General features: G+C 73.9%; 20 protein-coding genes. 17 read left to right on the forward strand and 3 right to left on the reverse strand.

Going from position 1 to position 22,400, the window contains the following annotated elements:
- Positions 1–30: 30 nt before the first annotated feature.
- A complete protein-coding gene (locus tag ABT014_RS12065) occupies positions 31–531 on the reverse strand; it encodes a VOC family protein (RefSeq protein ID WP_350638576.1) in 501 nt (166 codons plus the stop codon).
- A 102-nt stretch (positions 532–633) separates the two neighbouring features.
- Here ABT014_RS12065 and ABT014_RS12070 point away from each other — a divergent pair, with 102 nt between their 5' ends.
- Together ABT014_RS12070 and rpsD are read left to right on the forward strand one after the other, a co-directional pair.
- Positions 634–2,073 (forward strand): replication-associated recombination protein A, encoded by a 1,440-nt coding sequence (locus ABT014_RS12070; protein ID WP_350638577.1) that lies wholly within the window; start codon positions 634–636, stop codon positions 2,071–2,073.
- Positions 2,074–2,393: 320 nt separating this feature from the next.
- Positions 2,394–3,008 (forward strand): 30S ribosomal protein S4, encoded by a 615-nt coding sequence (rpsD, locus tag ABT014_RS12075; RefSeq protein ID WP_350638578.1) that lies wholly within the window; start codon positions 2,394–2,396, stop codon positions 3,006–3,008.
- A gap of 80 nt (positions 3,009–3,088) precedes the next feature.
- Here rpsD and ABT014_RS12080 read toward each other — a convergent pair whose 3' ends face one another.
- Entirely contained in the window at positions 3,089–5,260 is a 2,172-nt protein-coding gene (locus ABT014_RS12080; RefSeq protein ID WP_350638579.1) for an ATP-binding protein, read from the reverse strand.
- Positions 5,261–5,496: 236 nt separating this feature from the next.
- On the opposite strand from ABT014_RS12080, the gene ABT014_RS12085 reads away from it, so the two are divergent.
- The 15 genes from ABT014_RS12085 to ABT014_RS12155 all read left to right on the forward strand — a co-directional run bounded on the left by ABT014_RS12085 (position 5,497) and on the right by ABT014_RS12155 (position 20,260).
- Complete coding sequence (locus tag ABT014_RS12085; RefSeq protein WP_350638580.1) at positions 5,497–5,976, forward strand: DUF948 domain-containing protein; 480 nt, start codon at positions 5,497–5,499, stop codon at positions 5,974–5,976.
- Between the two features lie 3 nt (positions 5,977–5,979).
- Positions 5,980–6,402, forward strand: a complete 423-nt coding sequence (locus tag ABT014_RS12090; protein WP_350638581.1) for a DUF6167 family protein — start codon at positions 5,980–5,982, stop codon at positions 6,400–6,402.
- A complete protein-coding gene (gene alaS / locus ABT014_RS12095; RefSeq protein ID WP_350638582.1) occupies positions 6,402–9,071 on the forward strand; it encodes an alanine--tRNA ligase in 2,670 nt (889 codons plus the stop codon). The genes ABT014_RS12090 and alaS overlap by 1 nt, the downstream gene beginning before the upstream one ends.
- Positions 9,071–9,553, forward strand: coding sequence for a Holliday junction resolvase RuvX (ruvX, locus tag ABT014_RS12100; RefSeq protein WP_350638583.1), 483 nt, complete (start codon positions 9,071–9,073; stop codon positions 9,551–9,553). The genes alaS and ruvX overlap by 1 nt, the downstream gene beginning before the upstream one ends.
- Before the next feature lie 98 nt (positions 9,554–9,651).
- The gene (mltG, locus tag ABT014_RS12105; protein WP_350638584.1) at positions 9,652–10,836 is read left to right on the forward strand and encodes an endolytic transglycosylase MltG; all 1,185 of its coding nucleotides are present in this window, start codon (positions 9,652–9,654) and stop codon (positions 10,834–10,836) included.
- 126 nt (positions 10,837–10,962) lie between these two features.
- Positions 10,963–12,705, forward strand: coding sequence for an endolytic transglycosylase MltG (mltG, locus tag ABT014_RS12110; protein WP_350638585.1), 1,743 nt, complete (start codon positions 10,963–10,965; stop codon positions 12,703–12,705).
- On the forward strand, positions 12,702–13,514 hold the full coding sequence (locus ABT014_RS12115; RefSeq protein WP_350638586.1) for an ABC transporter ATP-binding protein: 813 nt from the start codon (positions 12,702–12,704) through the stop codon (positions 13,512–13,514). Before mltG (ABT014_RS12110) ends, ABT014_RS12115 begins: the two co-directional genes overlap by 4 nt.
- A gap of 61 nt (positions 13,515–13,575) precedes the next feature.
- Complete coding sequence (locus tag ABT014_RS12120; protein WP_350638587.1) at positions 13,576–14,439, forward strand: shikimate dehydrogenase; 864 nt, start codon at positions 13,576–13,578, stop codon at positions 14,437–14,439.
- A 238-nt stretch (positions 14,440–14,677) separates the two neighbouring features.
- Positions 14,678–15,862: a chorismate synthase gene (aroC, locus tag ABT014_RS12125; protein ID WP_350638588.1), complete on the forward strand. Its 1,185-nt coding sequence runs from the start codon at positions 14,678–14,680 to the stop codon at positions 15,860–15,862.
- Positions 15,859–16,377 (forward strand): shikimate kinase, encoded by a 519-nt coding sequence (locus tag ABT014_RS12130; protein ID WP_350638589.1) that lies wholly within the window; start codon positions 15,859–15,861, stop codon positions 16,375–16,377. The genes aroC and ABT014_RS12130 overlap by 4 nt, the downstream gene beginning before the upstream one ends.
- Positions 16,370–17,458, forward strand: a complete 1,089-nt coding sequence (gene aroB, locus ABT014_RS12135; protein ID WP_350638590.1) for a 3-dehydroquinate synthase — start codon at positions 16,370–16,372, stop codon at positions 17,456–17,458. The genes ABT014_RS12130 and aroB overlap by 8 nt, the downstream gene beginning before the upstream one ends.
- A complete protein-coding gene (aroQ, locus tag ABT014_RS12140; protein ID WP_350638591.1) occupies positions 17,455–17,895 on the forward strand; it encodes a type II 3-dehydroquinate dehydratase in 441 nt (146 codons plus the stop codon). Before aroB ends, aroQ begins: the two co-directional genes overlap by 4 nt.
- A gap of 69 nt (positions 17,896–17,964) precedes the next feature.
- Positions 17,965–18,786 carry an AAA family ATPase gene (locus ABT014_RS12145; protein WP_502894948.1) on the forward strand — a complete coding sequence of 274 codons (822 nt, stop codon included), beginning with the start codon at positions 17,965–17,967 and terminating at the stop codon, positions 18,784–18,786.
- Positions 18,787–18,951: 165 nt separating this feature from the next.
- A complete protein-coding gene (locus tag ABT014_RS12150) occupies positions 18,952–19,374 on the forward strand; it encodes a DUF3052 domain-containing protein (protein WP_350638592.1) in 423 nt (140 codons plus the stop codon).
- 79 nt (positions 19,375–19,453) lie between these two features.
- Positions 19,454–20,260 carry an Fpg/Nei family DNA glycosylase gene (locus ABT014_RS12155; RefSeq protein WP_350638593.1) on the forward strand — a complete coding sequence of 269 codons (807 nt, stop codon included), beginning with the start codon at positions 19,454–19,456 and terminating at the stop codon, positions 20,258–20,260.
- 117 nt (positions 20,261–20,377) lie between these two features.
- Here the strand turns inward: ABT014_RS12155 and ABT014_RS12160 are convergent, their stop codons facing one another.
- Positions 20,378–22,342, reverse strand: a complete 1,965-nt coding sequence (locus ABT014_RS12160) for a Xaa-Pro dipeptidyl-peptidase (protein WP_502894953.1) — start codon at positions 22,340–22,342, stop codon at positions 20,378–20,380.
- Positions 22,343–22,400 lie beyond the last annotated feature (58 nt).

Below are 22,400 nucleotides of genomic sequence, written 5' to 3' on the forward strand. Positions count from 1 at the left end.
ATCCGGGTCAGAACCTAGCGCGCTCCCGCGTCAGGTGGCCGACCCGGCCGCCGCGCCGGTGGCCAGGTCGGAGCCCCAGCGGTCGATGGCGGCGGCGAGGTCCAGCGGGCCGGGCCGGGCGGCGGAGTCGGCGGCCGGCCAGTCGGCCTTCGGGACCCGCCACATCAGCTCGAACTCGTTGCCGTCCGGGTCCTTGGCGTAGAAGGACTTGGAGACCAGGTGGTCGGTGGAGCCGACCAGGGAGCCGCGCTCGGCCAGCCGGTGGCCCAGCGCCGCGAGCTCGCCGAGGGTGCCGACCTCCCACGCCAGGTGGTAGAGCCCGACCCGGCCCTGTTCGGGACCGGGGGCGTCCGCGCCGATCGCGAACAGGCCGAGGTCGTGGTCGTTGTCGCTGCCGGGGGCGCTGAGGAACGCGGCCCGGCCGGGCATCAGGTGGTCGACCCCGAAGCCGAGGACCTCGCGGTAGAACTCGACCGAGCGGTCGATGTCGCGGATCCAGAGCACGGCGTGGTTGAGACGGCGTACGGCCATGGCGTACTGCTCCTTCCAGGTGGTCCGACCAGCCTACGCCGTCCCGTTCAAATTCGAACTACCTGGTCCCGAACTGTCGGTCCGCTCGCATACGCTTCAGGCGTGGAAGAACCGGACCTCTTCACCGCAGCCGCCGAGGAGCGCCAGGCCGCCGAGCCCGGCCGGGCCCCGCTGGCGGTACGGATGCGCCCGCGCACCCTGGACGAGGTGGCCGGGCAGCGCCGGCTGCTCAAGGACGGTTCCCCGCTGCGGCGCCTGGTGGCCGGCTCGCGCGGCCCGGCGGCGACCAGCTCGGTGATCCTCTGGGGCCCGCCCGGCACCGGGAAGACCACCCTGGCGCACGTGATCAGCCAGGCCGTCGAGGGCCGGTTCGTGGAGCTCTCGGCGATCACCGCCGGCGTCAAGGAGGTCCGGGCGGTGATCGAGGGCGCCCGCCGCGCGATCGGCATGTCCGGCCGCGAGACGGTGCTGTTCCTGGACGAGATCCACCGCTTCTCCAAGGCCCAGCAGGACTCCCTGCTGCCCGCGGTGGAGAACCGCTGGGTCACCCTGATCGCCGCGACCACCGAGAACCCGTACTTCTCGGTGATCTCCCCGCTGCTGTCCCGCTCGCTGCTGCTCACCCTGGAGTCGCTCACCGACGCGGACGTGCGGGCCCTGCTGCGGCGCGCGGTGGAGGACGAGCGCGGGCTGGCCGGCGCCGTCGAGCTGACCGCCGAGGCCGAGGACCACCTGGTCCGGCTGGCCGGCGGCGACGCCCGGCGGGCGCTCACCACGCTGGAGGCGGCGGCCGGCGCCGCGCTCGAGCAGGGCGAGCCGCGGATCACGGTGGCCACCACCGAGACCGCGGTGGACCAGGCCGCGGTCCGCTACGACAAGGACGGCGATCAGCACTACGACGTCGCCAGCGCCCTGATCAAGTCGATCCGCGGCAGCGACGTGGACGCCACCCTGCACTACCTGGCCCGCATGATCGAGGCCGGCGAGGACCCGCGGTTCATCGCCCGCCGGCTGATGATCTCGGCCAGCGAGGACGTCGGGCTGGCCGACCCGACGGCGCTGTCGACGGCCGTGGCCGCCGCGCAGGCGGTCGCCCTGATCGGCTTCCCGGAGGCGCGGATCATCCTCGCCCAGGCCGCGGTCGCGCTCGCCCTCGCGCCCAAGTCCAACGCCGCCTACCTGGCCATCGACGCCGCCCTGGCCGACGTCCGGCAGGGCCTGGCCGGCGCCGTCCCGCCGCATCTGCGCGACGCCCACTACGGCGGCGCCGGCAAGCTCGGCCACGGCCAGGGCTACCGCTACCCGCACGACCTGCCGGAGGGCATCGCCGCGCAGCAGTACGCGCCGGACACGGTGCACGGCCGGGAGTACTACACCCCGACCCGGCGCGGCGCCGAGGCCCGGTACGCCGACACCGTGGCCTGGACCAGGGCCCGGCTGCGCGGCGAGCCCGGACCCGCCGCCCGGCAGCCCCAGGAGCAGCCGGCGGAGCAGCCGCCGAAGCCGTCGCAGCCCGACGGGGGCGCGGACCAGGCGGGCTGAGATCGCCTGTACACTGTCCCGGAGTGCCATGTCCCGGGCACGGCGGCGGGTGAGAACCCGACCGACCGGCCGCACCAGCGGGGCACCGGCCAACGGGCCCTCCTCCGGGAGCGGCCCATGGAGCGTCGCGCACCGTTTCACGGTGTCGCGGGCAGCCCACCACCTTCGCGGCCGGTGGGCCTCTCGTGTGCATGCACGGATGTGCCCGGCTCCGGAGAGCGGCTGACCACCCCTGCGGGTGGTTTTTCTCCGGGTCGCGAGGAGCGACCTCCGTCAACACCTGGTGAAGCCGTATTCGAAAAGCAAGGAAGGTTTGGTTCATGGCGAACCAGAAGCGTCCCAAGGTCAAGATCGCTCGTGCCCTTGGTATCCCGCTGACCCCGAAGTCCGTCAAGTACTTCGAGGCCCGCCCGTACCCGCCCGGCCAGCACGGCCGTGGCCGCAAGCAGAACTCTGACTACAAGGTCCGTCTGACCGAGAAGCAGCGTCTGCGCGCGCAGTACGACCTGAGCGAGAAGCAGATGGCGCGGGCGTTCGACCGTGCCAAGAAGGTCGAGGGCAAGACCGGCGAGGCGCTCATCGCCGAGCTGGAGACCCGTCTCGACGCCCTGGTCCTGCGTTCGGGCATCGCCCGCACCATCTACCAGGCCCGTCAGATGGTCGTGCACGGCCACATCGAGGTCAACGGCGGCAAGGTCAACAAGCCGTCGTTCCAGATGAAGCCGGGCTTTGTCGTCACCGTCAAGGACAAGTCCAAGGAGAAGACCCCCTTCCAGGTGGCTCGCGAGGGCGGCAACGCCGGCGAGGGCCAGACCCCGAAGTACCTCGAGGTCAACCTGAAGGCGCTGGCCTTCCGCCTGGACCGCCAGCCGCAGCGTCGCGAGATCCCCGTGATCTGCGACGAGCAGCTGGTCGTCGAGTACTACTCGCGCTGACCCGCGAGCGAGTACCACACCGAGCCCCGTGGCCTTCCGGCCGCGGGGCTCGGCCCTTGTCCGGGGCCCCGCGGCCCGGGTCAGCCCGCCGGCACCGGTGAGGGCCGCACCGGGCGCGGGCCGGGCAGGCCCCCCGGACCGGGCCGGCCGCCACGGCCCAGCGCCCGGGAGACGGCGGCGTCCAGGTCGAGCAGCCCGCCGAGCCGGAACGCCTCGTGGAACTCCTGGTCGGTCAGCCCGTCCCTGGCCCGCTGCTCGCACTCCAGGTGCGGCCCGTTGAACGAGCGGGACCCGAAGAACGGCTTGCCGACGGCCTGCCAGATCCGGTGCGCCGCGCCCTGCAGCACCCGGGCCTCCACCAGGTCACCGTCCGGCCCCTCGGTCTCCAGCAGCGCCAGCACGTCCATCGCCAGCACGATCCCCAGCAGGTCCCGGAACAGGTGGTTCAGCCGGACGCACTCCCGTGCGTACGCCCGGGCCCGCCGTACCTCGCCGGCCGACCAGCGGGCGTAGGCCAGCGCGTACAGCGCGTACGCGTACGCCCACTGCTCGCCGTGCTCCTCGGCCAGCTCGCGCACCCGGTCGATCCACACCTCGCCGCTGTCGCCGTCGCCGAGGAACAGGTACGCCATGCCCAGCTCGAACATCGCCATCAGGACGTTGCTGTTCAGCTCGCCGAGCGCGTTGTAGTGCCACAGCGCCTCCTCGAACAGCTCGGCCGCCCGCTCCGGGGCGTCGCCGATCAGCGCCGCGCAGCCCTGCCGGTGCACCGCGTACGCCAGCGCCCGGTCGTCGCTGGTGGTCAGCGCCTGCCGGCGGCACTCCTCCAGCGCGGGCCGGGCCCGGGCCAGGTCGCCCTGGAGGATCGCCATGTAGCCCGTCACCCAGAGTGCCTTGGCGCGGGCCTCGGTCGGCTCGGGGGCCAGCGCGAGCGCGCGGTCCAGCCAGTGCCGGCCCTCGCCGAGGTGGCCGGAGCCGACCCAGTAGAACCACAGCGTGCCGGCCAGCACCAGGGCGAGCTGCTCCTCGCCCGGCTCGCCCAGCGAGAACTCCAGCGCGGCCCGCAGGTTGGGGTGGGCGAGCCTGGTCCGCTCGGCGGTCTCCGCCTGGCGCGGCCCGAACCACTCCACCTCGCCCCAGGTCGCCACCCCCAGGTACCAGTCGCGGTGGCGCCGCAGCAACCGGTGCTGCTCGCCACCGGCCCGCAGCCAGTAGCCGCCGTACTCGCGCAGGGTGTCGAGCATCCGGAACCGCACCCCGTGCGGGCCCTCCTCGCGCAGCAGCACCGACTTGCCGACCAGCTCCGCGACCAGCTCCAGCAGCTCCTCGGCCTCGATGCCCCCGCCCGCGCAGACGTACTCCACCGCCTCCAGGTCGAAGGCTCCGGCGAAGACCGAGAGCCGGGCCCAGAGCAAACGTTCTTGCATGCTGCAGAGTTCGTGGCTCCAGCCGATCGTGGTGCGTAGCGTGCGGTGCCGCTCCGGAGCCGTCCGCGCGCCGCCGGTGAGCAGCCGGAAGCGGTCGTCCAGGCGCAGGTTCAGCTGGGCCACCGAGAGCGCGCGCAGCCGGCCGGCGGCCAGCTCCACCGCCAGCGGGATGCCGTCCAGCCGGCGGCAGAGCAGGGCCACCTCGGCCCGGTTGGCCTCGGTCAGCTCGAAGCCGGGCAGCACCGCGGCCGCCCGGTCGACGAAGAGCGCGACGGCGTCGGCGGCCCCGCCGCCCGCGGCCGGCTCCAGCGCCAGCGGGGCCACCGGCAGCAGGTGCTCGCCGGTCGCGCCCAGCGCCTGCCGGCTGGTGGCCAGCACCCGCACCCCGGGGGCGGCCCGCAGCAGCGCGTCGACCAGCTCCGCGCACGGGCCCACCAGGTGCTCGCAGCCGTCCAGCACCAGCAGCAGCCGCCGGTCGGCCAGCTGCTCGACCAGCACCTCCAGCGGTGGGCGGGCGGTGGCGTCGGTGAGCCCGAGCGCGTTCAGCACCGCGTGGCCGAGCAGCAGCGGATCGCGCACGGCGCCGATCTCGGCCGGCCAGGCCCCGTCCGGGAAGAGGCCGGCCCGGGCGGCCGCGGCGGCGCCGCGCAGCGCCAGCCGGGACTTGCCGACCCCGCCGGGCCCGGTGACCGTCACCAGCCGGGCCGAGGCGAGCAGCCCGGCCAGCGCGGCCAGCTCCGCGCGGCGTCCGATGAAACTGGTCACGTCGGCGGGCAGCCGGCCCGCCGGGGCCCCGCTCCGCTCCACCGTCGGCTCGCTGCTCAACTGCCGCCCCCTGTCTGGCCGGACGGGCACCCCGGAGAGCCCCTGCGACCCGCGCTGCACGGGCCCACCCGGCCCAACGACCCGGCCCGCGCGAGGTCACGCCCGGCGCCGGGGCGAGCGGCCCGGGCCCCGGCGGCCGCGGCTCCCGGAAAGCCGGTCGGGCGAAGCCGGTCGGCCGCGATAGGGTTCACCTTTGAGGAAGATCCGCTGAAGAGGCAAGGCGAGGGAGCGCACCGGTGTCCGTGGGAGAGCTGGCCGGCCTGCTGGTGGCCGTCTTCTGGGCGGTGCTGGTCACGCTGCTCGCCGTCGTCCTGGTCCGGCTGGCGCGGGTGCTCAAGGAGGCCACCGTCCTGGTCGCCGCCGTGACCGAGCAGGCCGTGCCGCTGCTGGTGGACGCGGGCAGCGCGGTCCGCAGCGCCAACGAGCAGCTGGAGCGGGTGGACGAGATCACCGCCAACGTGCAGGACGCCGCCGCCAACGCCAACGCGCTCTCCTCGACCGTGGCCGCCACCATCGGCGGCCCGCTGGTCAAGGTCGCGGCCTTCAGCTACGGCGTCCGAAAGGCCGTCAGCAAGCAGCAGGGCGCGGTGACGCTGCCGCAGCAGGCGGCCGAGCGCGAGGCACTGGCGAAGCTGATCCGCGCCGAGGTGCGGGCGGCCGCCGCCCCGCGCGGCGGCGGGCTGCTGGGCCGGGTCCGGCGAGCCGTGAGGGGCTGAACCATGGTTCGTCGCATCTTCTGGATGGCGGTCGGCGCGGGCGCCACCGTCTGGGCCATGAACAAGGCCAACGAGGCCGTGCACCGGCTCACCCCTGACAGCCTGTCCGGCACCGCCGCGCGCGGCGCCCTGCACCTGGGCGACGCCGCCAAGCGCTTCGCCCGGGACGTCCGCACCGGGATGGTCGAGCGCGAGGAGCAACTGCGCGCGGACCTCGGCCTGGACGGCACCGCGGTGGTCGAGCCGCCGCGCCGCCGGGCCCCGCTGCGCGGCGAGCCGACGTACCGAGCTATCTCGGCGGCCCCGGGCTCCCCGGCCGCCGCCCTGCCCCCGTCGCGCAGTACCCGCACCACCCCCCAAGCCCTTGATTCGCCCTCCCGCCGGCTCGACGAGCTGCCGGGAGGCCCCAACCGGAAGGACCACTGATGGAGTCGGCAGAGATCCGCCGCCGCTGGCTGCGCTTCTTCGAGGAGCGCGGCCACACCGTCGTTCCGTCGGCGTCGCTGGTCGCCGATGACCCCACCCTGCTGCTGGTGAACGCCGGCATGGTGCCGTTCAAGCCGTACTTCCTCGGCGAGGTGAAGCCGCCGTTCACGCGCGCCACCAGCGTGCAGAAGTGCGTGCGCACCCTGGACATCGAAGAGGTCGGCAAGACCACCCGGCACGGCTCGTTCTTCCAGATGTGCGGCAACTTCTCCTTCGGCGACTACTTCAAGGAAGGCGCCATCAGGTCGGCGTGGGAGCTGCTCACCACGCCGGTCGCCGACGGCGGCTACGGCCTGGAGCCGGAGAAGCTCTGGATCACCGTCTACAAGGACGACGACGAGGCCGAGAAGATCTGGCGGGACGTCATCGGCGTCCCCGCCGAGCGCATCCAGCGGCTCGGCATGAAGGACAACTTCTGGTCGATGGGCGTCCCCGGCCCGTGCGGCCCGTGCTCGGAGATCAACTACGACCGCGGCCCCGCGTACGGCGAGGAGGGCGGCCCGGCGGTCAACGGCGAGCGCTACCTGGAGATCTGGAACCTGGTCTTCATGCAGTTCGAGCGCGGCCAGGGCGACGGCAAGGACGGTTTCGAGATCCTGGGCGACCTGCCCAGCCGGAACATCGACACCGGCCTCGGCCTCGAGCGCCTCGCCGCCATCCTGCAGGGCGTCGACAACCTCTTCGAGATCGACACCAGCCGGATGATCCTCGACCGGGCGGCCGAGCTGACCGGCCACACCTACGGTGCCGACCACAGGTCGGACGTCTCGCTGCGCGTGGTCACCGACCACTTCCGCACCGCGGTGATGCTGATCGGCGACGGGGTGACCCCCGGCAACGAGGGCCGCGGCTACGTGCTGCGCCGCATCCTGCGCCGCGCCATCCGCAACATGCGGCTGCTCGGCGCCACCGGGCAGGTGGCCAAGGAGCTCACCGAGGTCACCATCGAGGCGATGAGCCCGCAGTACCCGGAGCTGGGGACCGACCGCAAGCGGATCGAGACGGTCGCGGTCGCCGAGGAGACCGCGTTCCTGCAGACCCTGCGCAGCGGCACCAACCTGCTGGACGCGGCCGTCACCGAGACCAAGAAGTCCGGCGGCGCGGTGCTCTCCGGCGACCAGGCCTTCAAGCTGCACGACACCTACGGCTTCCCGATCGACCTCACCCTGGAGATGGCCGAGGAGCAGGGCCTGCAGGTGGACGAGGCCGGGTTCCGCCGGCTGATGCAGGAGCAGCGCGACCGGGCCAAGGCCGACGCCAGGGCCAAGAAGATGGGCCACGCCGACGTGGCCGCCTACCGCGAGGTGGCGGACACCTCCGGCGCCAGCGTCTTCACCGGCTACAACGCCACCGAGGGCGAGGCCACCGTGGTCGGCCTGCTGGTGGACGGCGTGCCCGCGCCGGTCGCCGGCGAGGGCGACGAGGTCGAGCTCATCCTCGACCGGACCCCGTTCTACGCCGAGGGCGGCGGCCAGCTCGCCGACCACGGCCGGATCCGGCTGGACTCCGGCGCGGTGGTGGAGATCCGCGACGTCCAGCAGCCGGTGCCCGGTGTGATCGTGCACTCCGGCGCGGTGCTGTTCGGTGAGGTGACACTCGGCGCGTCCGCGTACGCCACCATCGACATCGACCGCCGCCGGGCCGTCTCGCGGGCCCACTCGGCGACCCACCTGACCCACCAGGCGCTGCGTGACGCGCTCGGCCCGACGGCCGCCCAGGCCGGTTCGGAGAACGCGCCGGGCCGCTTCCGCTTCGACTTCGGCTCGCCCGCCGCCGTGCCCGGCAGCGTGCTGACCGACGTCGAGCAGAAGATCAACGAGGTGCTGGTCCGGGAGCTGGAGGTCACCGCCGAGGTGATGACGATGGACCAGGCCCGCAAGGCCGGCGCCATCGCGATGTTCGGCGAGAAGTACGGCGACGCCGTGCGCGTGGTCACCATCGGCGACTTCTCCAAGGAGCTGTGCGGTGGCACCCACGTCGGCAACACCGCCCAGCTGGGCCTGGTGAAGCTGCTCGGCGAGTCCTCGATCGGTTCCGGCGTGCGCCGGGTCGAGGCGCTGGTCGGCGTCGACGCGTACAAGTTCCTGGCCCGTGAGCACACCGTGGTCGCGCAGCTCCAGGAGCTGGTCAAGGGCCGTCCGGAGGAGCTGCCGGAGAAGATCTCGGGCATGCTCGCCAAGCTCAAGGACGCGGAGAAGGAGATCGAGCGGTTCCGCGCCGAGAAGGTGCTCGCCGCCGCGGCCGGTCTCGCCGACGCGGCCGAGGACGTCCGCGGGGTGGCCCTGGTGGCCGCCCGGGTGGCGGACGGCGTCGGCGCCGACGACCTGCGCAAGCTGGTCCTCGACGTCCGCTCGCGGCTGGGCTCGCGCCCGGCCGTGGTCGCCGCCTTCACCGTGGCCAACGGCCGCCCGCTGACCGTGATCGCCACCAACGAGGACGCCCGCGCGCGCGGCGCCAAGGCCGGCGAGCTGGTCCGGGCCGCGGCCAAGGCGCTCGGTGGCGGCGGTGGCGGCAAGGACGACGTCGCCCAGGGCGGTGGCACCGACGCCGGCGCCGTCGACCAGGCGATCGCCGCGGTCCGCGCCCTGGTGGCGGAGCGCGCCGCCTGATGGAGGAGCAGCCGGAGAAGGTCTTCCGCCGCGGCCGCCGGATCGCCGTCGACGTGGGTGACGCCCGGATCGGGGTCGCGTCCTGCGACCCCGACGGGCTGATCGCCACCCCCGTGGAGACGGTCCCGGCCGGCGGCCGGTCGCAGGCGCGGCTGAAGGAGATCGCCGAGGAGTACGACGCGATCGAGATCGTGGTCGGCCTGCCCCGCTCGCTGAGCGGCAAGGAGGGCCCGGCGGCGGCCAAGGTCCGGGCGTACGCCGGGCGGCTGGCGGCGCTGGTCGCCCCGGTCGAGGTCCGCCTGGTGGACGAGCGGATGACCACCGTCACCGCCAGCCAGGGTCTGCGGGCCTCCGGGCGGAGCAGCAAGAAGGGCCGCTCGGTGATCGACCAGGCCGCGGCCGTGGTGATCCTGCAGAGCGCCCTGGAGACCGAACGGGTGAGCGGGCGCGCCCCTGGTGAGAGCGTCGAACCGGTCAGCTGATCGGTCTGGCCTAGCGTGCGGGATGGGGCCCGTGCGGACGCGAGTCCGTACGGGCCCCTTGCCGTTCCCCGCCGCCTGCCGCCGACCCGAGGGTTCCCGTGTCCGACCCGTTCATCACCCCCGGTCTCACTCCCGGCCTCACCTCCGGCCACCTCGGCGCGCCCGTGCTGGACCCGGAGCCGTACGTGCCGATCGGCGGGGAGCCGCCGCGGCCGCCGGACCCGCGGCGCCGGCACACCGGGTTGGCCTGCCTGCTCACGGCGGTGGCGCTGTTCACGGTGGCGAGCGCGGTGCTGCTGGCGGGCTACCTGCTGTGGCCCCAGGGCCGGCCGCCGGCGGCCGACTACACCGGCAGCGGGAGCGGCACGGTCCAGGTCTCGGTGAGCCAGGGCGCCACCCTGACCCAGATCGGCCAGGTGCTGGTCAAGGACGATGTGGTGGCCAGCACCCGGGCGTTCACCGAGGCCGCGGCCAAGAGCCCGGCGGGCAACCGGATCCAGCCCGGCACGTACACCCTGCACAGGCGGATGGCGGCGGCCGCCGCGCTGAACGTGCTGCTCGACCCCGGCAACGCCAACGCGCTGACCATCCCCGAGGGCCGGCGGACCACCCAGATCTACGCGGCGGTGGACTCCCGGCTGAACCTGCCGGCCGGCACCACCCAGGCGGTCGCCCAGCAGCGCTCCGGCGAGCTCGGCCTGCCGCCCGACGCGCACGGCAACCCCGAGGGCTACCTGTACCCCTCGACCTACCCGATCACCGGCGAGACCACGCCGTTCGGCCTGCTCCAGGACATGGTGAAGGAAGCCAGGAGGGCCGCCGACGCGAGTGGCGTGGTGGCCACCGAAGGGCAGTCGGCGTACCAGACGCTGATCGTCGCCAGCCTCGCGGAGGCGGAGGCGGACAACCCGGACGACATGGCCAAGGTGGCCCGGGTGATCTACAACCGGCTCGCCAAGGGCATGCCGCTGCAGCTCGACTCCACCATCAACTACGCGATGGGCCGCTCCACCCTGACCACCACCGCCACCGACACCCAGCTGGACTCGCCCTACAACACCTACCTGCACAAGGGCCTGCCGCCCGGTCCGATCGGCAACCCCGGCCGGGACGGCCTGCGTGCGGCCACCCACCCCGCCGAGGGCGACTGGATCTACTTCGTCACGGTCAGCCCGGGGGACACCAGGTTCACGGACAGTCCCGAACAGCACCTGAAGAACGTCGCGGACTTCAACGCCTACAGCGCGCAGCATCCGTCCTCACCTGCGCCGTCCTCCCCGTGAGGGCGGCGGGCACCCGGCCGGGGGCTACGCTGCGGTACGGTAACGTCTCCTTTCGGGCGTGTCCCTAGCACGCCGGTTCGATACGTCTGCGGTCCGCCGCAGCCGCAGGGGCGCTTAAGGGGATCGATGACTGATCAGGGTGGGGGCTACCGCCCCCAGGGCGAGCAGCCGTGGTACCCCGGTTCCCCGGGCGGCGACGGGCAGCCCCACCCCGGCGGCCAGCCGGGCGCCTGGCAGCAGCAGCCCCCGCAGGGCGGGCCGTACGGCCAGCAGCAGGGGTACCCGCAGGGCGGGCCGTACGGGCAGCAGCAGGGCTACCCCCAGCAGCAGCCCCAGCAGGGCTACCCGCAACAGCAGCAGCCCCAGCAGCAGCCGTACCCGCAGCAGGGCTGGCCGCAGCAGGGCGGCTCGTACGGCGGCCAGCAGGGCTACCAGCAGCCGCAGTACGGCCAGCCGCAGACCCCGGTGTACCAGCAGCCCCCGCAGCAACAGGGCTACCAGCAGCAGCCCCAGCAGGTGCAGCAGCAGCCCCGACCGGCGCCGCAGCCGCAGCCCGTGCCGCAGCAGCCCGCGCGCCGGCAGGCCGCCGCCCCCGGACCGGACGGCATCGACTGGGAGGCCGAGGCCGCCGCGCTGGACTCCCCGCAGGCCGAGCCCCAGGCGCAGGACTGGGAGGACGAGTCCGAACTCGGCTTCGAGGAGCCCGCGGAGGCGACGGACGAGTCCTTCTTCGGCGCCGCCGAGGAGGACACCTCCCGGGACGCCGAGCGCAAGCGCAAGGAGAAGGGCAAGAAGGCCGGCCGCCGCAACCGCGGCGCCTGCCTGGTGGTCGCCCTGGTGCTGCTCGGCGGCGTGGCCGGCGCCGGCTGGTGGGGGTACGGCTTCTACCAGAACCACTTCGGGCCGCCGCCGGACTACGCCGGCGAGGGCTCCGGCTCGGTCAACATCGAGATCAAGCCGGGCTCCGGCGCCGCCATGGGCGCGGCGCTGAAGGAGGCCGACGTGGTGAAGAGCGCCGACGCCTTCATCGCGGCCTTCAACAAGAACCCCAAGGCCGGCACCATCCAGCCGGGCTTCTTCACCATGCACCACCAGATGTCCGGCGAGGCCGCGGTGAAGTACCTGGTGGACTCGGCCGGCGGCAACGTGCTGGTCGTCCCCGAGGGCAAGAAGGCCTCGGACATCTACGCGCTGATCGACGGCAAGCTCAAGCTGGAGAAGGGCACCACGGCGAACGCCGCCAAGGCCCAGGTGGCCTCGCTCGGCCTGCCGCCGTACGCGCAGGGCAACCCCGAGGGCTTCCTCTTCCCGGCCCGGTACTCGATCGCCGACGGGATGAAGCCCGAGGAGCTGCTGAAGCAGATGGTCTCCACGGCCGTCCAGCACTTCCAGGACCTCAAGCTCGACGAGGGCGCCCAGAAGATCGGCCTCAAGAGCGGCTACGAGGTGCTCATCGAGGCCAGCATCCTGCAGGCCGAGGGCAACAACGACGCGGACTTCGGCAAGATCGCCCGGGTGCTCTACAACCGGCTGAACACGCCCGCGACCCAGGGCAAGCTCCAGCTGGACACCACGCTCCAGTACAAGCTGGGCCGGACCAAGTTCACCGTCGCGGAGAAGGACGGGGACAAGAGCCCGTACAACACCTACGTCAACAAGGGCCTGCCGCCCACGCCGATCGCCAACCCGGGCGACGAGGCGATCCAGGCGGTGCTCAACCCGACGCCGGGCGACTGGGCGTACTTCGTGGCGCTGTCCGCGAAGGAGACCAGGTTCGCGGTCACCTTCGACGACTTCAAGAAGGACGTCAAGGACTACTGCACCGCCCACAACCAGGGCTTCGACGAGAGCGCGGGCATGTGCAAGTGACCGCGGACGGCGCCGAACCGCTGCTGCGGGCCGAGCGGGTGGACGTGGTCCGCGACGGCCGGTACCTGCTGCGCGGGGTCTCGATGGCGGTCCTGCCCGGCGAGCACTGGGCGGTGCTCGGCGCCAACGGGGCCGGCAAGACCACGCTGCTCGCCCTGCTCGGCGCGGTCAGCCACCCGACCCGGGGCGAGGTCCGGGTACTCGGGCGGCAGCTGGGCCGGGTGGACCTGCGCGAGCTGCGCTCGTACCTGGGGCACGTGAACCCGCGGCACCCGCTGCGCTCGCCGCTGACGCTGCGCCAGGTGGTGCTGACCGGGGTGACCAACAGCATCGAGCTGTTTCCGCGCTGGCAGCCGACCGGACAGCAGGCGGCGCACGCCGACGCGCTGATCGCGACGCTCGGCATCGCCCACCGGGCCGAGGCGCCCTGGCCGACGCTCTCCCAGGGCGAGCGGGGCCGGGCCCTGATCGCCCGGGCGCTGATGCCGGCGCCCCGGCTGCTGCTGCTCGACGAGCCCGCCACCGGCCTGGACCTGACCGCCCGCGAACAGCTCCTGGCCAGCCTGGACGACCTCCGGCTGCGCCACCCCGAGCTGGCGAGCGTGCTGGTCACGCACCACCTGGAGGAGCTGCCGGCGAGCACCACGCACGCCCTGCTGCTGCGCGACGGCGAGACCGTCGCCGCCGGCCCGGTGGCCGAGGTGCTGACCACCGAACTGGTCAGCGCGTGCTTCCGGCACCCGATCCGGATCACTCGCGACGAGGGCCGCTGGGCGGCCACGGCGGCTGCCCGCGGGCCCGCCCGCTGACGGCGCTATCGTTCTCGGTGATCTCCGCCCACGGCGATCCCGGCGAAAGGTGACCAGGCTCGTGACCACGCAGCACAGGGCGGCCGTACTCGGCTCGCCGATCGCGCACTCGCTCTCCCCGGCACTGCACCGGGCCGGGTACGCCGCGCTGGGGCTGGGCGCCTGGAGCTACGACCGTTTCGAGGTGGACGAGGCCGCGCTGCCCGGTTTCGTGGCCGGCCTCGGCCCGGAGTGGGCCGGCCTGTCGCTGACCATGCCGCTGAAGCGGGCGATCATGCCGCTGCTGGACGAGGTGAGCGGGACCGCGCGCGCCGTGCAGGCGGTGAACACCGTGGTGTTCGGCCCGGACGGCAGCAGGCGCGGCGACAACACCGACGTCCCCGGCCTGGTCAACGCGCTGGCCGAGCGCGGCATCCACCGGGTCGAGGCGGCCGCGGTGCTGGGCGCCGGCGCCACCGCCTCCTCGGCGCTGGCGGCGCTGGCCCGGATCTGCGACGGCGAGGTGACGGCGTACGTCCGCAGCCCGGAACGGGCGGCCGAGATGCGCGCGCTCGGCGAGCGGCTCGGACTGCGGCTGCGGACGGCCGGCTGGGACCGGGCGGCCGAGGCCCTGGCTTCGCCGCTGACCATCTCCACCACGCCGGTGGGCGCCACCGACGCTTTCGCGCCGGACGTCCCGGAGCGTCCGGGCGCGCTGTTCGACGTGCTCTACCACCCGTGGCCGACGGCACTGGCTGCCGCCTGCGCCGCCCGCGGGGCGACCGTGCTGGGCGGCCTGGACCTGCTGGTGCACCAGGCGGTCCTGCAGTTCGACCAGTTCACCGCCGGGTCCGGCGGTCCGGGCGGGTCGGGCGGCCCGCTGGCGGCGATGCGCGCTGCGGGCGAGGCGGCACTGGCCGGCCCGGCGGCGGCCGACCGGACCTGACTGAGAACCGGCGTCCGAATCCGCCGGACCGCTCCCGGGACGCCGGCGATCCCGCAGGTCGGAGCAGGTGCCGGCGGACAAGGGGCGGATGTTCGATGTCCGCAACGCGGACCGTGGACCCGGTCGGCCGCCAGGCATGAAAAGATCGGAGACGGAGGGCGGGACCCGCACGGGACCGCCGACGAAACGCCCGGCCCGGCCCGCTGCTGCGGTCCGGGCCGCTGACGAAGGAGCTCCGTTGGGTAGGTTGCGCTGGCTGACGGCGGGGGAGTCGCACGGTCCCGCTCTGGTCGCGACGCTGGAGGGCCTGCCGGCCGGTGTGCCGGTCACCACCGAGCTGGTGGCCGACGCACTGGCCCGCCGCCGGCTGGGGTACGGCCGAGGTGCGCGGATGAAGTTCGAGCAGGACGAGGTGACCTTCCTCGGCGGTGTCCGGCACGGCCTCACCATGGGCAGCCCGGTCGCCGTGATGGTGGGCAACACCGAGTGGCCGAAGTGGGAGCAGGTGATGTCGGCCGACCCGGTCGACCCGGACGTGCTGGCCAACCTGGCCCGCAACGAGCCGCTCACCCGCCCGCGCCCGGGCCACGCCGACCTCGCCGGCATGCAGAAGTACTCGATCGAGGAGGCCCGGCCGATCCTGGAGCGCGCCTCCGCCCGGGAGACCGCGGCCCGGGTCGCGCTCGGCGCCGTGGCGCGCTCCTACCTCAAGGAGACCTGCGGGATCGAGCTCGTCTCGCACGTGGTCGAGCTGGCCGCCGCCAAGGCCCCGGCCGGCGTCTACCCGGTGCCCTCGGACGAGGCCCGGCTCGACGCGGACCCGGTGCGCTGCCTGGACCCGGAGGCCTCCGAGCAGATGGTCGCCGAGATCGACCAGGCCCACAAGGACGGCGACACCCTGGGCGGTGTGGTCGAGGTGCTGGCGTACGGCGTGCCGGTCGGCCTCGGCTCGCACGTGCACTGGGACCGCCGGCTGGACGCCCGGCTGGCCGCCGCGCTGATGGGCATCCAGGCGATCAAGGGCGTCGAGGTCGGCGACGGCTTCGACCTGGCCCGGGTGCCGGGCTCGCAGGCGCACGACGAGATCGTCCCCACCCCGGAGGGCGTCCGGCGGACCTCGGGCCGCTCCGGCGGCACCGAGGGCGGCCTGTCCACCGGCGAGCTGCTGCGGGTGCGGGCCGCGATGAAGCCGATCGCGACCGTGCCGCGCGCGCTGCAGACCCTGGACGTGCGCACCGGCGAGCCCGCCAAGGCGCACCACCAGCGTTCGGACGTCTGCGCGGTGCCGGCCGCCGGCATCGTCGCCGAGGCGATGGTCGCGCTGGTGCTCGCCGACGCGGTCGCGGAGAAGTTCGGCGGCGACAACGTCTCCGAGACCCGCCGCAACGTGCAGGGCTACCTCGACAACCTGATCGTCCGATGAACGCGCCGGTGGTCGTGCTGGTCGGCCCGCCCGGGGCCGGCAAGACCACGGTCGGACGGCTGCTCGCCGACCGGCTCGGGGTCCCCTTCCGGGACACCGACGCGGACATCGAGGCGCTGGCCGGCAAGCCGATCCCGGAGATCTTCGTGGACGAGGGCGAGCCGCACTTCCGCGAGCTGGAGCAGCGGGCCGTCCGCGCCGCCGTCGAGGGCCACGCCGGGGTGCTGGCGCTCGGCGGCGGCGCGGTGATGGCCGAGGCCACCCGCGAGGTGCTGGCCGGGCTGCCGGTGGTCTTCCTCGACGTGGCGCTCGGCGACGCCGTCAAGCGGGTCGGCCTGGACGCCCCGCGGCCGCTGCTGGCGATCAACCCGCGGGCCCGCTGGCGCGAGCTGATGGACGTCCGCCGCCCGGTCTACCTGGCGGTCTCCACCGTCACGGTCGACACCGAGGGGCGTACGGCCGAGCAGGTCGCCGGCGCCGTACTGGAAGCACTGGAGCTGAAGATCGATGACTGACACCGTGACGATCCGGGTCGGCGGCAGCGCCGGCCACGACCCGTACGAGGTGCTGATCGGGCATCAGCTGCTCGGCGAGCTGGCGCCGCTGATCGGCAACCGGGCCAAGCGGGTCGCGATCATCCACCCGGAGGCGCTGGAGGCCACCGGCGAGGCGATCCGGGAGGACCTGGCGGCCGAGGGCTACGAGGCGATCGCGCTCCAGGTGCCGAACGCGGAGGAGGCCAAGAGCGCCGAGGTGGCCGCGTACTGCTGGTCGGTGCTCGGGCAGACCGGCTTCACCCGCAGCGACGTGATCGTGGGCCTGGGCGGCGGTGCCACCACCGACCTGGCCGGCTTCGTGGCGGCCACCTGGCTGCGCGGGGTGCGCTGGATCTCGATGCCCACCACCCTGCTCGGGATGGTGGACGCGGCGGTCGGCGGCAAGACCGGCATCAACATCGCCGAGGGCAAGAACATGGTCGGCGCCTTCCACCCGCCGGCCGGCGTGCTCGCCGACCTCGGCACCCTGGAGACCGTGCCCCGGCACGACTACATCTCCGGCCTGGCCGAGGTGATCAAGTGCGGCTTCATCGCCGACCCGGCGATCCTGGACCTGATCGAGTCCGACCCGCAGGGCGCCACCACGCCGTCCGGGCCGCACACCGTGGAGCTGATCCGGCGCGCCATCCAGGTCAAGGCCGACGTGGTCTCCGGCGACCTCAAGGAGTCCGGGCGCCGGGAGATCCTCAACTACGGCCACACGCTGGGTCACGCCATCGAGCGCAACGAGCGCTACAAGTGGCGGCACGGCGCGGCGATCTCGATCGGCATGGTGTTCGCCGCCGAACTCGGCCGGCTGGCCGGCCGGTTGGACGACGAGACCGCCGACCGGCACAAGGCCGTGCTCGGCTCGGTCGGCCTGCCGCTGACCTACCGGGCGGACGCCTGGCCCAAGTTGCTGGACGCCATGAAGATCGACAAGAAGTCGCGCGGCGACCTGCTGCGCTTCGTCGTGCTCGACGGCCTCGGCAAGACCTCCATCCTGGAGGGCCCGGACCCGACGCTGCTGGTCGGCGCCTACGCGGAGGTGTCCGGGTGAGCCGGGTCCTGGTGCTCAACGGCCCCAACCTCGGCCGCCTCGGCAGTCGCGAGCCGGACGTCTACGGCGCCACCTCCTACGCCGGCCTGGTCGAGCGCTGCACCGCGCTCGGCAAGGAGCTCGGCTTCGAGGTGGAGGTCAAGGAGACCAACTCCGAGCAGCAGATGGTCGAATGGCTGCACTGGGCGGCCGACCGGCAGACCCCGGTGGTGATCAATCCGGGCGCGTTCACGCACTACTCGTACGCGATGCGCGACGCCGCCGCCCAGCGGACCGCGCCGCTGATCGAGGTGCACATCTCCAACCCGTACGCACGCGAGGAGTTCCGGCACACCTCGGTCATCGCCGCGGTCGCCTCCGGCACCATCGCCGGCTTCGGCCTCGGCTCGTACGAGCTGGCGCTGCGCGCGCTCGCGGAGCAGCTCACCACGCGCTGACGTGCGATCATCGGCCCGGTGGCGGACTGTGCCCGCCACCGGGCCGACGTGTAGTGTCCCCGTCGGGAGGTGACCGTGACGCAGTACGTAGGGGGAGGGCCGGTGCCTCCGCGACCACTGGCGCCGCCGTACCCCACCCAGCAGGCGGGCCCGCAGCCGCCGTACACCCCGGCCCGGCCGCCGCACCCGGGCGCGCCCGGGTCCGTACCGCCCGGCGCGGTGCCCCCCGGTGTCATACCTCCTGGTGTCGTACCGCCCGGGGCGACCGGGCACTTCGTGCTGCCGACCGGAGCTCCCGTGCAGCTTCCCGCGCAACCGCCGCCGCACCTGCCCACCGGGCCGCTCGCGGTGCTGCTGATCGGTCCCGCCGGCGCGGGCAAGACCACCGTCGCCCGGCACTGGGCGGAGCGCCGGCCGACCGCCACCGCGCACATCAGCCTGGACGACGTCCGCGAGTGGGTGCAGGCCGGATTCGCCAACCCGCAGTCCGGCTGGAACACCGCCTCCGAGGCCCAGTACCGGCTGGCCCGCCGCACCTGCGGCTTCGCCTGCCGGAACTACCTGGCGAACGGGATCTCCTGCATCATCGACGACGCGGTCTTCCCGGACCGCCCGGCGATCGGCCTCGGCGGCTGGAAGCGGCACATCGGCCCGGGGATGATCCCGGTGGTGCTGCTGCCCGGCCTGGACTCGGTGCTCGCCCGCAACGCCCGGCGCAGCGGCAACCGGCGGCTCAGCGACGAGGAGGTCGCCCGGATCCACGGGCGGATGGCCGGCTGGCGCACCTCGGGGCTGCCGATCATCGACAACTCCCAGCTGGACGTGGCCTCCACCGCCGCCGCGCTGGACCACGCGATCCTCTCCCGGCTGACCGGCCGCCCGATCGGCTGAGCTGCCGGGGCGATCGGCTCGGGCGCGTGGGTGCGTGGGCGCGTGGGTGCGCTCCGGGGGGCTCGTTTCACTCGATCGAGTGACGTAACTCGTGCTTGCCGGGCCTACGGGCGGTCGTCGGCCATGGTGGGCGGAAACCACGAACGGGCACAGAGGGAGACTGCGATGACGGCGACCGCCGACCAGGCCGAGGAGCGCGCGAATCCGGCTGCCCGGCTGGGATTCCAGCCCGGCCAGGTCGTCCTGGAGATCGGGTACGACGAGGACTGCGACCTCGAGCTCCGGGAGGCGATCGAGGAGGCCACCGGCCAGGACCTGGTGGACGAGGAGTTCGACGACGTGGTGGACGCCGTCCTGCTCTGGTTCCGCGAGGACGACGGCGACTGCACGGACGCCCTGGTCGACGCCATCGGGCTGCTGGAGGACGGCGGGATGATCTGGCTGCTCACCCCCAAGGCCGGCCGGCCCGGCCACCTGGAGCCCAGCGAGATCAGCGAGGCCGCGCAGACCGCCGGCCTGTCGCAGACCAAGTCGGCCAGCGTCGCGGCCAACTGGAGCGCCGCCCGGCTGGTCACCCCCAAGCGGTAGCCCGGAGCCGGGCCGGGGGTGTCGTACCCCGCTGGGATGATGGAGGCGTCGCAACGGATCTGCCGAGGAGCTGACGCCCGTGCCCGAGGGCCACATCATCCACCGCCTGGCCACCGAGAACCTCCGGACCTTCGGGGGCCGCCCGGTCGGCGTCTCCAGCCCGCAGGGCCGGTTCGCCGAGGGTGCGGCGCTGCTGGACGGCCGCACCCTGGACGAGGCGGAGGCCCACGGCAAGCACCTGTTCCTCGGGTTCGGCGAGGACTGGCTGCACATCCACCTCGGCCTCTACGGCGGCTTCACCTTCGGCACCGGTGCGGCGCCGGCGCCGGTCGGCCTGATCCGGCTGCGGATGGCCTCCGAGGACGCCTACGCCGACCTGCGCGGCCCCAACACCTGCGAGCTGCTCACCCCGGCGGAGAAGGCCGCGGTGCACCGCCGCCTCGGGCCCGACCCGCTGCGGGCCGGCGCCGACCCGGGGCCGGCCTGGCAGCGGATCTCCCGCAGCCCGACCACGGTGGCCGCGCTGCTGATGGACCAGAAGGTACTGGCCGGGGTCGGCAACGTGTACCGGGCCGAGGTGCTGTTCCGCCTCGGGATCAGCCCGCACCGGGCCGGCCGCGACCTGAGCAGGGCGGAGTGGGACGCGATCTGGGGCGATCTGGTGGCCCTGATGCACGACGGGGCCGGGATCGGCCGGATCGACACCGTACGGCCGGAGCACACCCCGGAGGCGGTGGGGCGCCCGCCGCGGGTGGACGACCACGGTGGCGAGGTCTACGTCTACCGCCGGACCGACCAGCCCTGCCTGGTCTGCGGCACCCCGGTGCGCACCGAGGAGCACGCCGCCCGGAACCTCTTCTGGTGCCCGGCCTGCCAGCAGCGCTGAGCCGGTCGGCCGCTCGGTCGGGTCGCCGCTCGGTCGGGCGCGCCGTTCGGCCGGGCCGCCGCCGGTCAGGCTCGGCGGCGACCCGGCTCGGGGCGGGCGGGACTTGGTGGACCCGCTCTAGCGGAAGGTCTCCGGGCGGGCGGCGGTGCCGGCCTTCCCGGGGAGCAGGCCGGGCAGGGCGGGCCCGGCCGTCGGGGCTGCCGCCCGCGGCAGCGTGGTCACCCCGCCCACGACCGGCAGCCGCAGCGCCGAGCGGGCCAGGTCGAGGGTGACGGCAGGCCTGGTCGAGGGCGGGTCGATCAGACCGGCGTCGGTGCCCGCGACGATCAGGGCGAGCCGGTGGCCGGCGGGCACCACGTGGTCCGTCCCGGCCAGGTCGAAGGTGATGGGGTAGGCGGTGCCGGGGGTGAGGTTCACCGACCGGTCGAGTCCCGCGTAGTGGCCGAGGTCGGCCCAGCCGCGGCTGAACACGGTGGCGCCGACCTGCGCGGTGTCGGCGGCGGTGTCCAGGAAGCAGGCGCTGTCGCCGGCCGTGCTGTCGCCCCAGCAGGAGCGGGTGGCCAGCGTGCTGATGCCCTCGCCGTCGGCCCGGTAGTCACGGATGGTCGCCGGTCCGAGGTCGACCAGCACGGCGCTGAGCCGGGCGCTGCGGGTCGAGGGGGTGGCGGTCAGGGTGATCGAACCGCCGCCTGAGATCCGCAGCGGTGCGCTCAGCGCTCCGGTGGTGAAGACGGTCTTGTCCGGGGTGCTGCGGTCGGCGTCGGCGGCCCAGGCGTTCTCGTCCCGGGACGGGTCGTCGGTGAACCGGGCGGTGCCGCTGCCGGACGCGGTGGTGAGGGCGCCCGGGCGCAGGCCGAGGGTGCTGGTCACGGTTCCGGGGGCGGGCCAGGTCGGGTCCTGGGTCCACTGGTCGGGGGAGCGTTCCAGGTCGGCCACCGGGCCGCGCTCGATCCCGTTGTCGACGCCCAGCAGGTAGTGGTCGAACCAGCTGTGCAGGGTGTCCACCCAGGCGGAGCGGCGGAAGTCGAACGGGTCCACGTGGCCGGTCTGGGAGAGCCAGATCTTGCGCTCGACGCCGTTCTGCGCGAGGGCGGACCACCACTGCGAGAAGTTGATGTCGCGGACGTTGAGGTCCTGCATGCCGTGCACCACGAAGACGCTGGCGCGCACCCGGGAGGCCGAGGCGACGTAGTCGCGGGCCTGCCAGAGCGCTGTCCAGTTGCCGTTCGCGGGCGCCCCGCTGGTCAGCTGCCGCTGGACCTTGGCGCAGCGGCCGAGGGTGGCCGAGCTCTCCACGTAGCTCGACAGGTCGGCGGGGGTGCCGCTGTAGAGCGGGGCGCCGTCGGAGCGGTAGTAGTCGTACCAGGAGCTGATCGCGGAGATCGGCACGACGGTCCGCAGGCCCGGCACGCCGGTCGCGGCCACGCCGTTGGCGATCGTCCCGTCCCAGGACTTGCCGATCATGCCGACCGCGCCGGAGGCCCAGCCCGGGTCGGCGGTGGTGGTGCCGGTACGGGTGCGGTAGCCGTGGGCGCGGCCGTTCAGCCAGTCCACCACCGCCTTCGCGGAGGTCACGTCGGACGGGCCGCCGACGTCCACGCAGCCGTCGGAGCGGTTGGTGCCGGCGAGGTCGACCAGGACGACGGCGTAGCCGCGCGACACGAAGTAGTTGTCGTAGAAGAGCGGGAACTGCACCGGCGCGCCCTGCGCGTCGTAGGTCTTCAACTGGCTCTCGTTGCCGCGCCCGCAGCAGGAGTAGTACGGGCTGGCGTCCATGATCACGGGGATCCGCAGGCCGGCCGCGGCCGGTTCTCGGGGGCGGACGATGTCGGCCGCGACCCGGTCGGTGCGGCCGTCGCCGTCGCCGTCCAGGCCGGTGTCGACCCAGACCGTCTCGCGGACGGCGCCGGCGTAGGAGTAGACCGGCTGGCTGGCGCCGTCGCGCACGGTGCCGGCGGCGGCGGTTCCGGCGGCGGCGGTGCCGAGGGTGCCGGCCCGGGCCGCCGCGGGGGAGAGCAGGGTGGCGGCGAGGGCGGCGAGGAGGGTTGTGACGAGGGCGAACGATCTGGTTCGGCTGGTAATCACAGCGGACGACGCTAGCCGTGAAGTGCGGTCCACCAGAAGGGATTTGACGATGCGC

The sequence above is a fragment of the Kitasatospora sp. NPDC094015 genome (assembly GCF_040304075.1).
Classification (GTDB): domain Bacteria; phylum Actinomycetota; class Actinomycetes; order Streptomycetales; family Streptomycetaceae; genus Kitasatospora.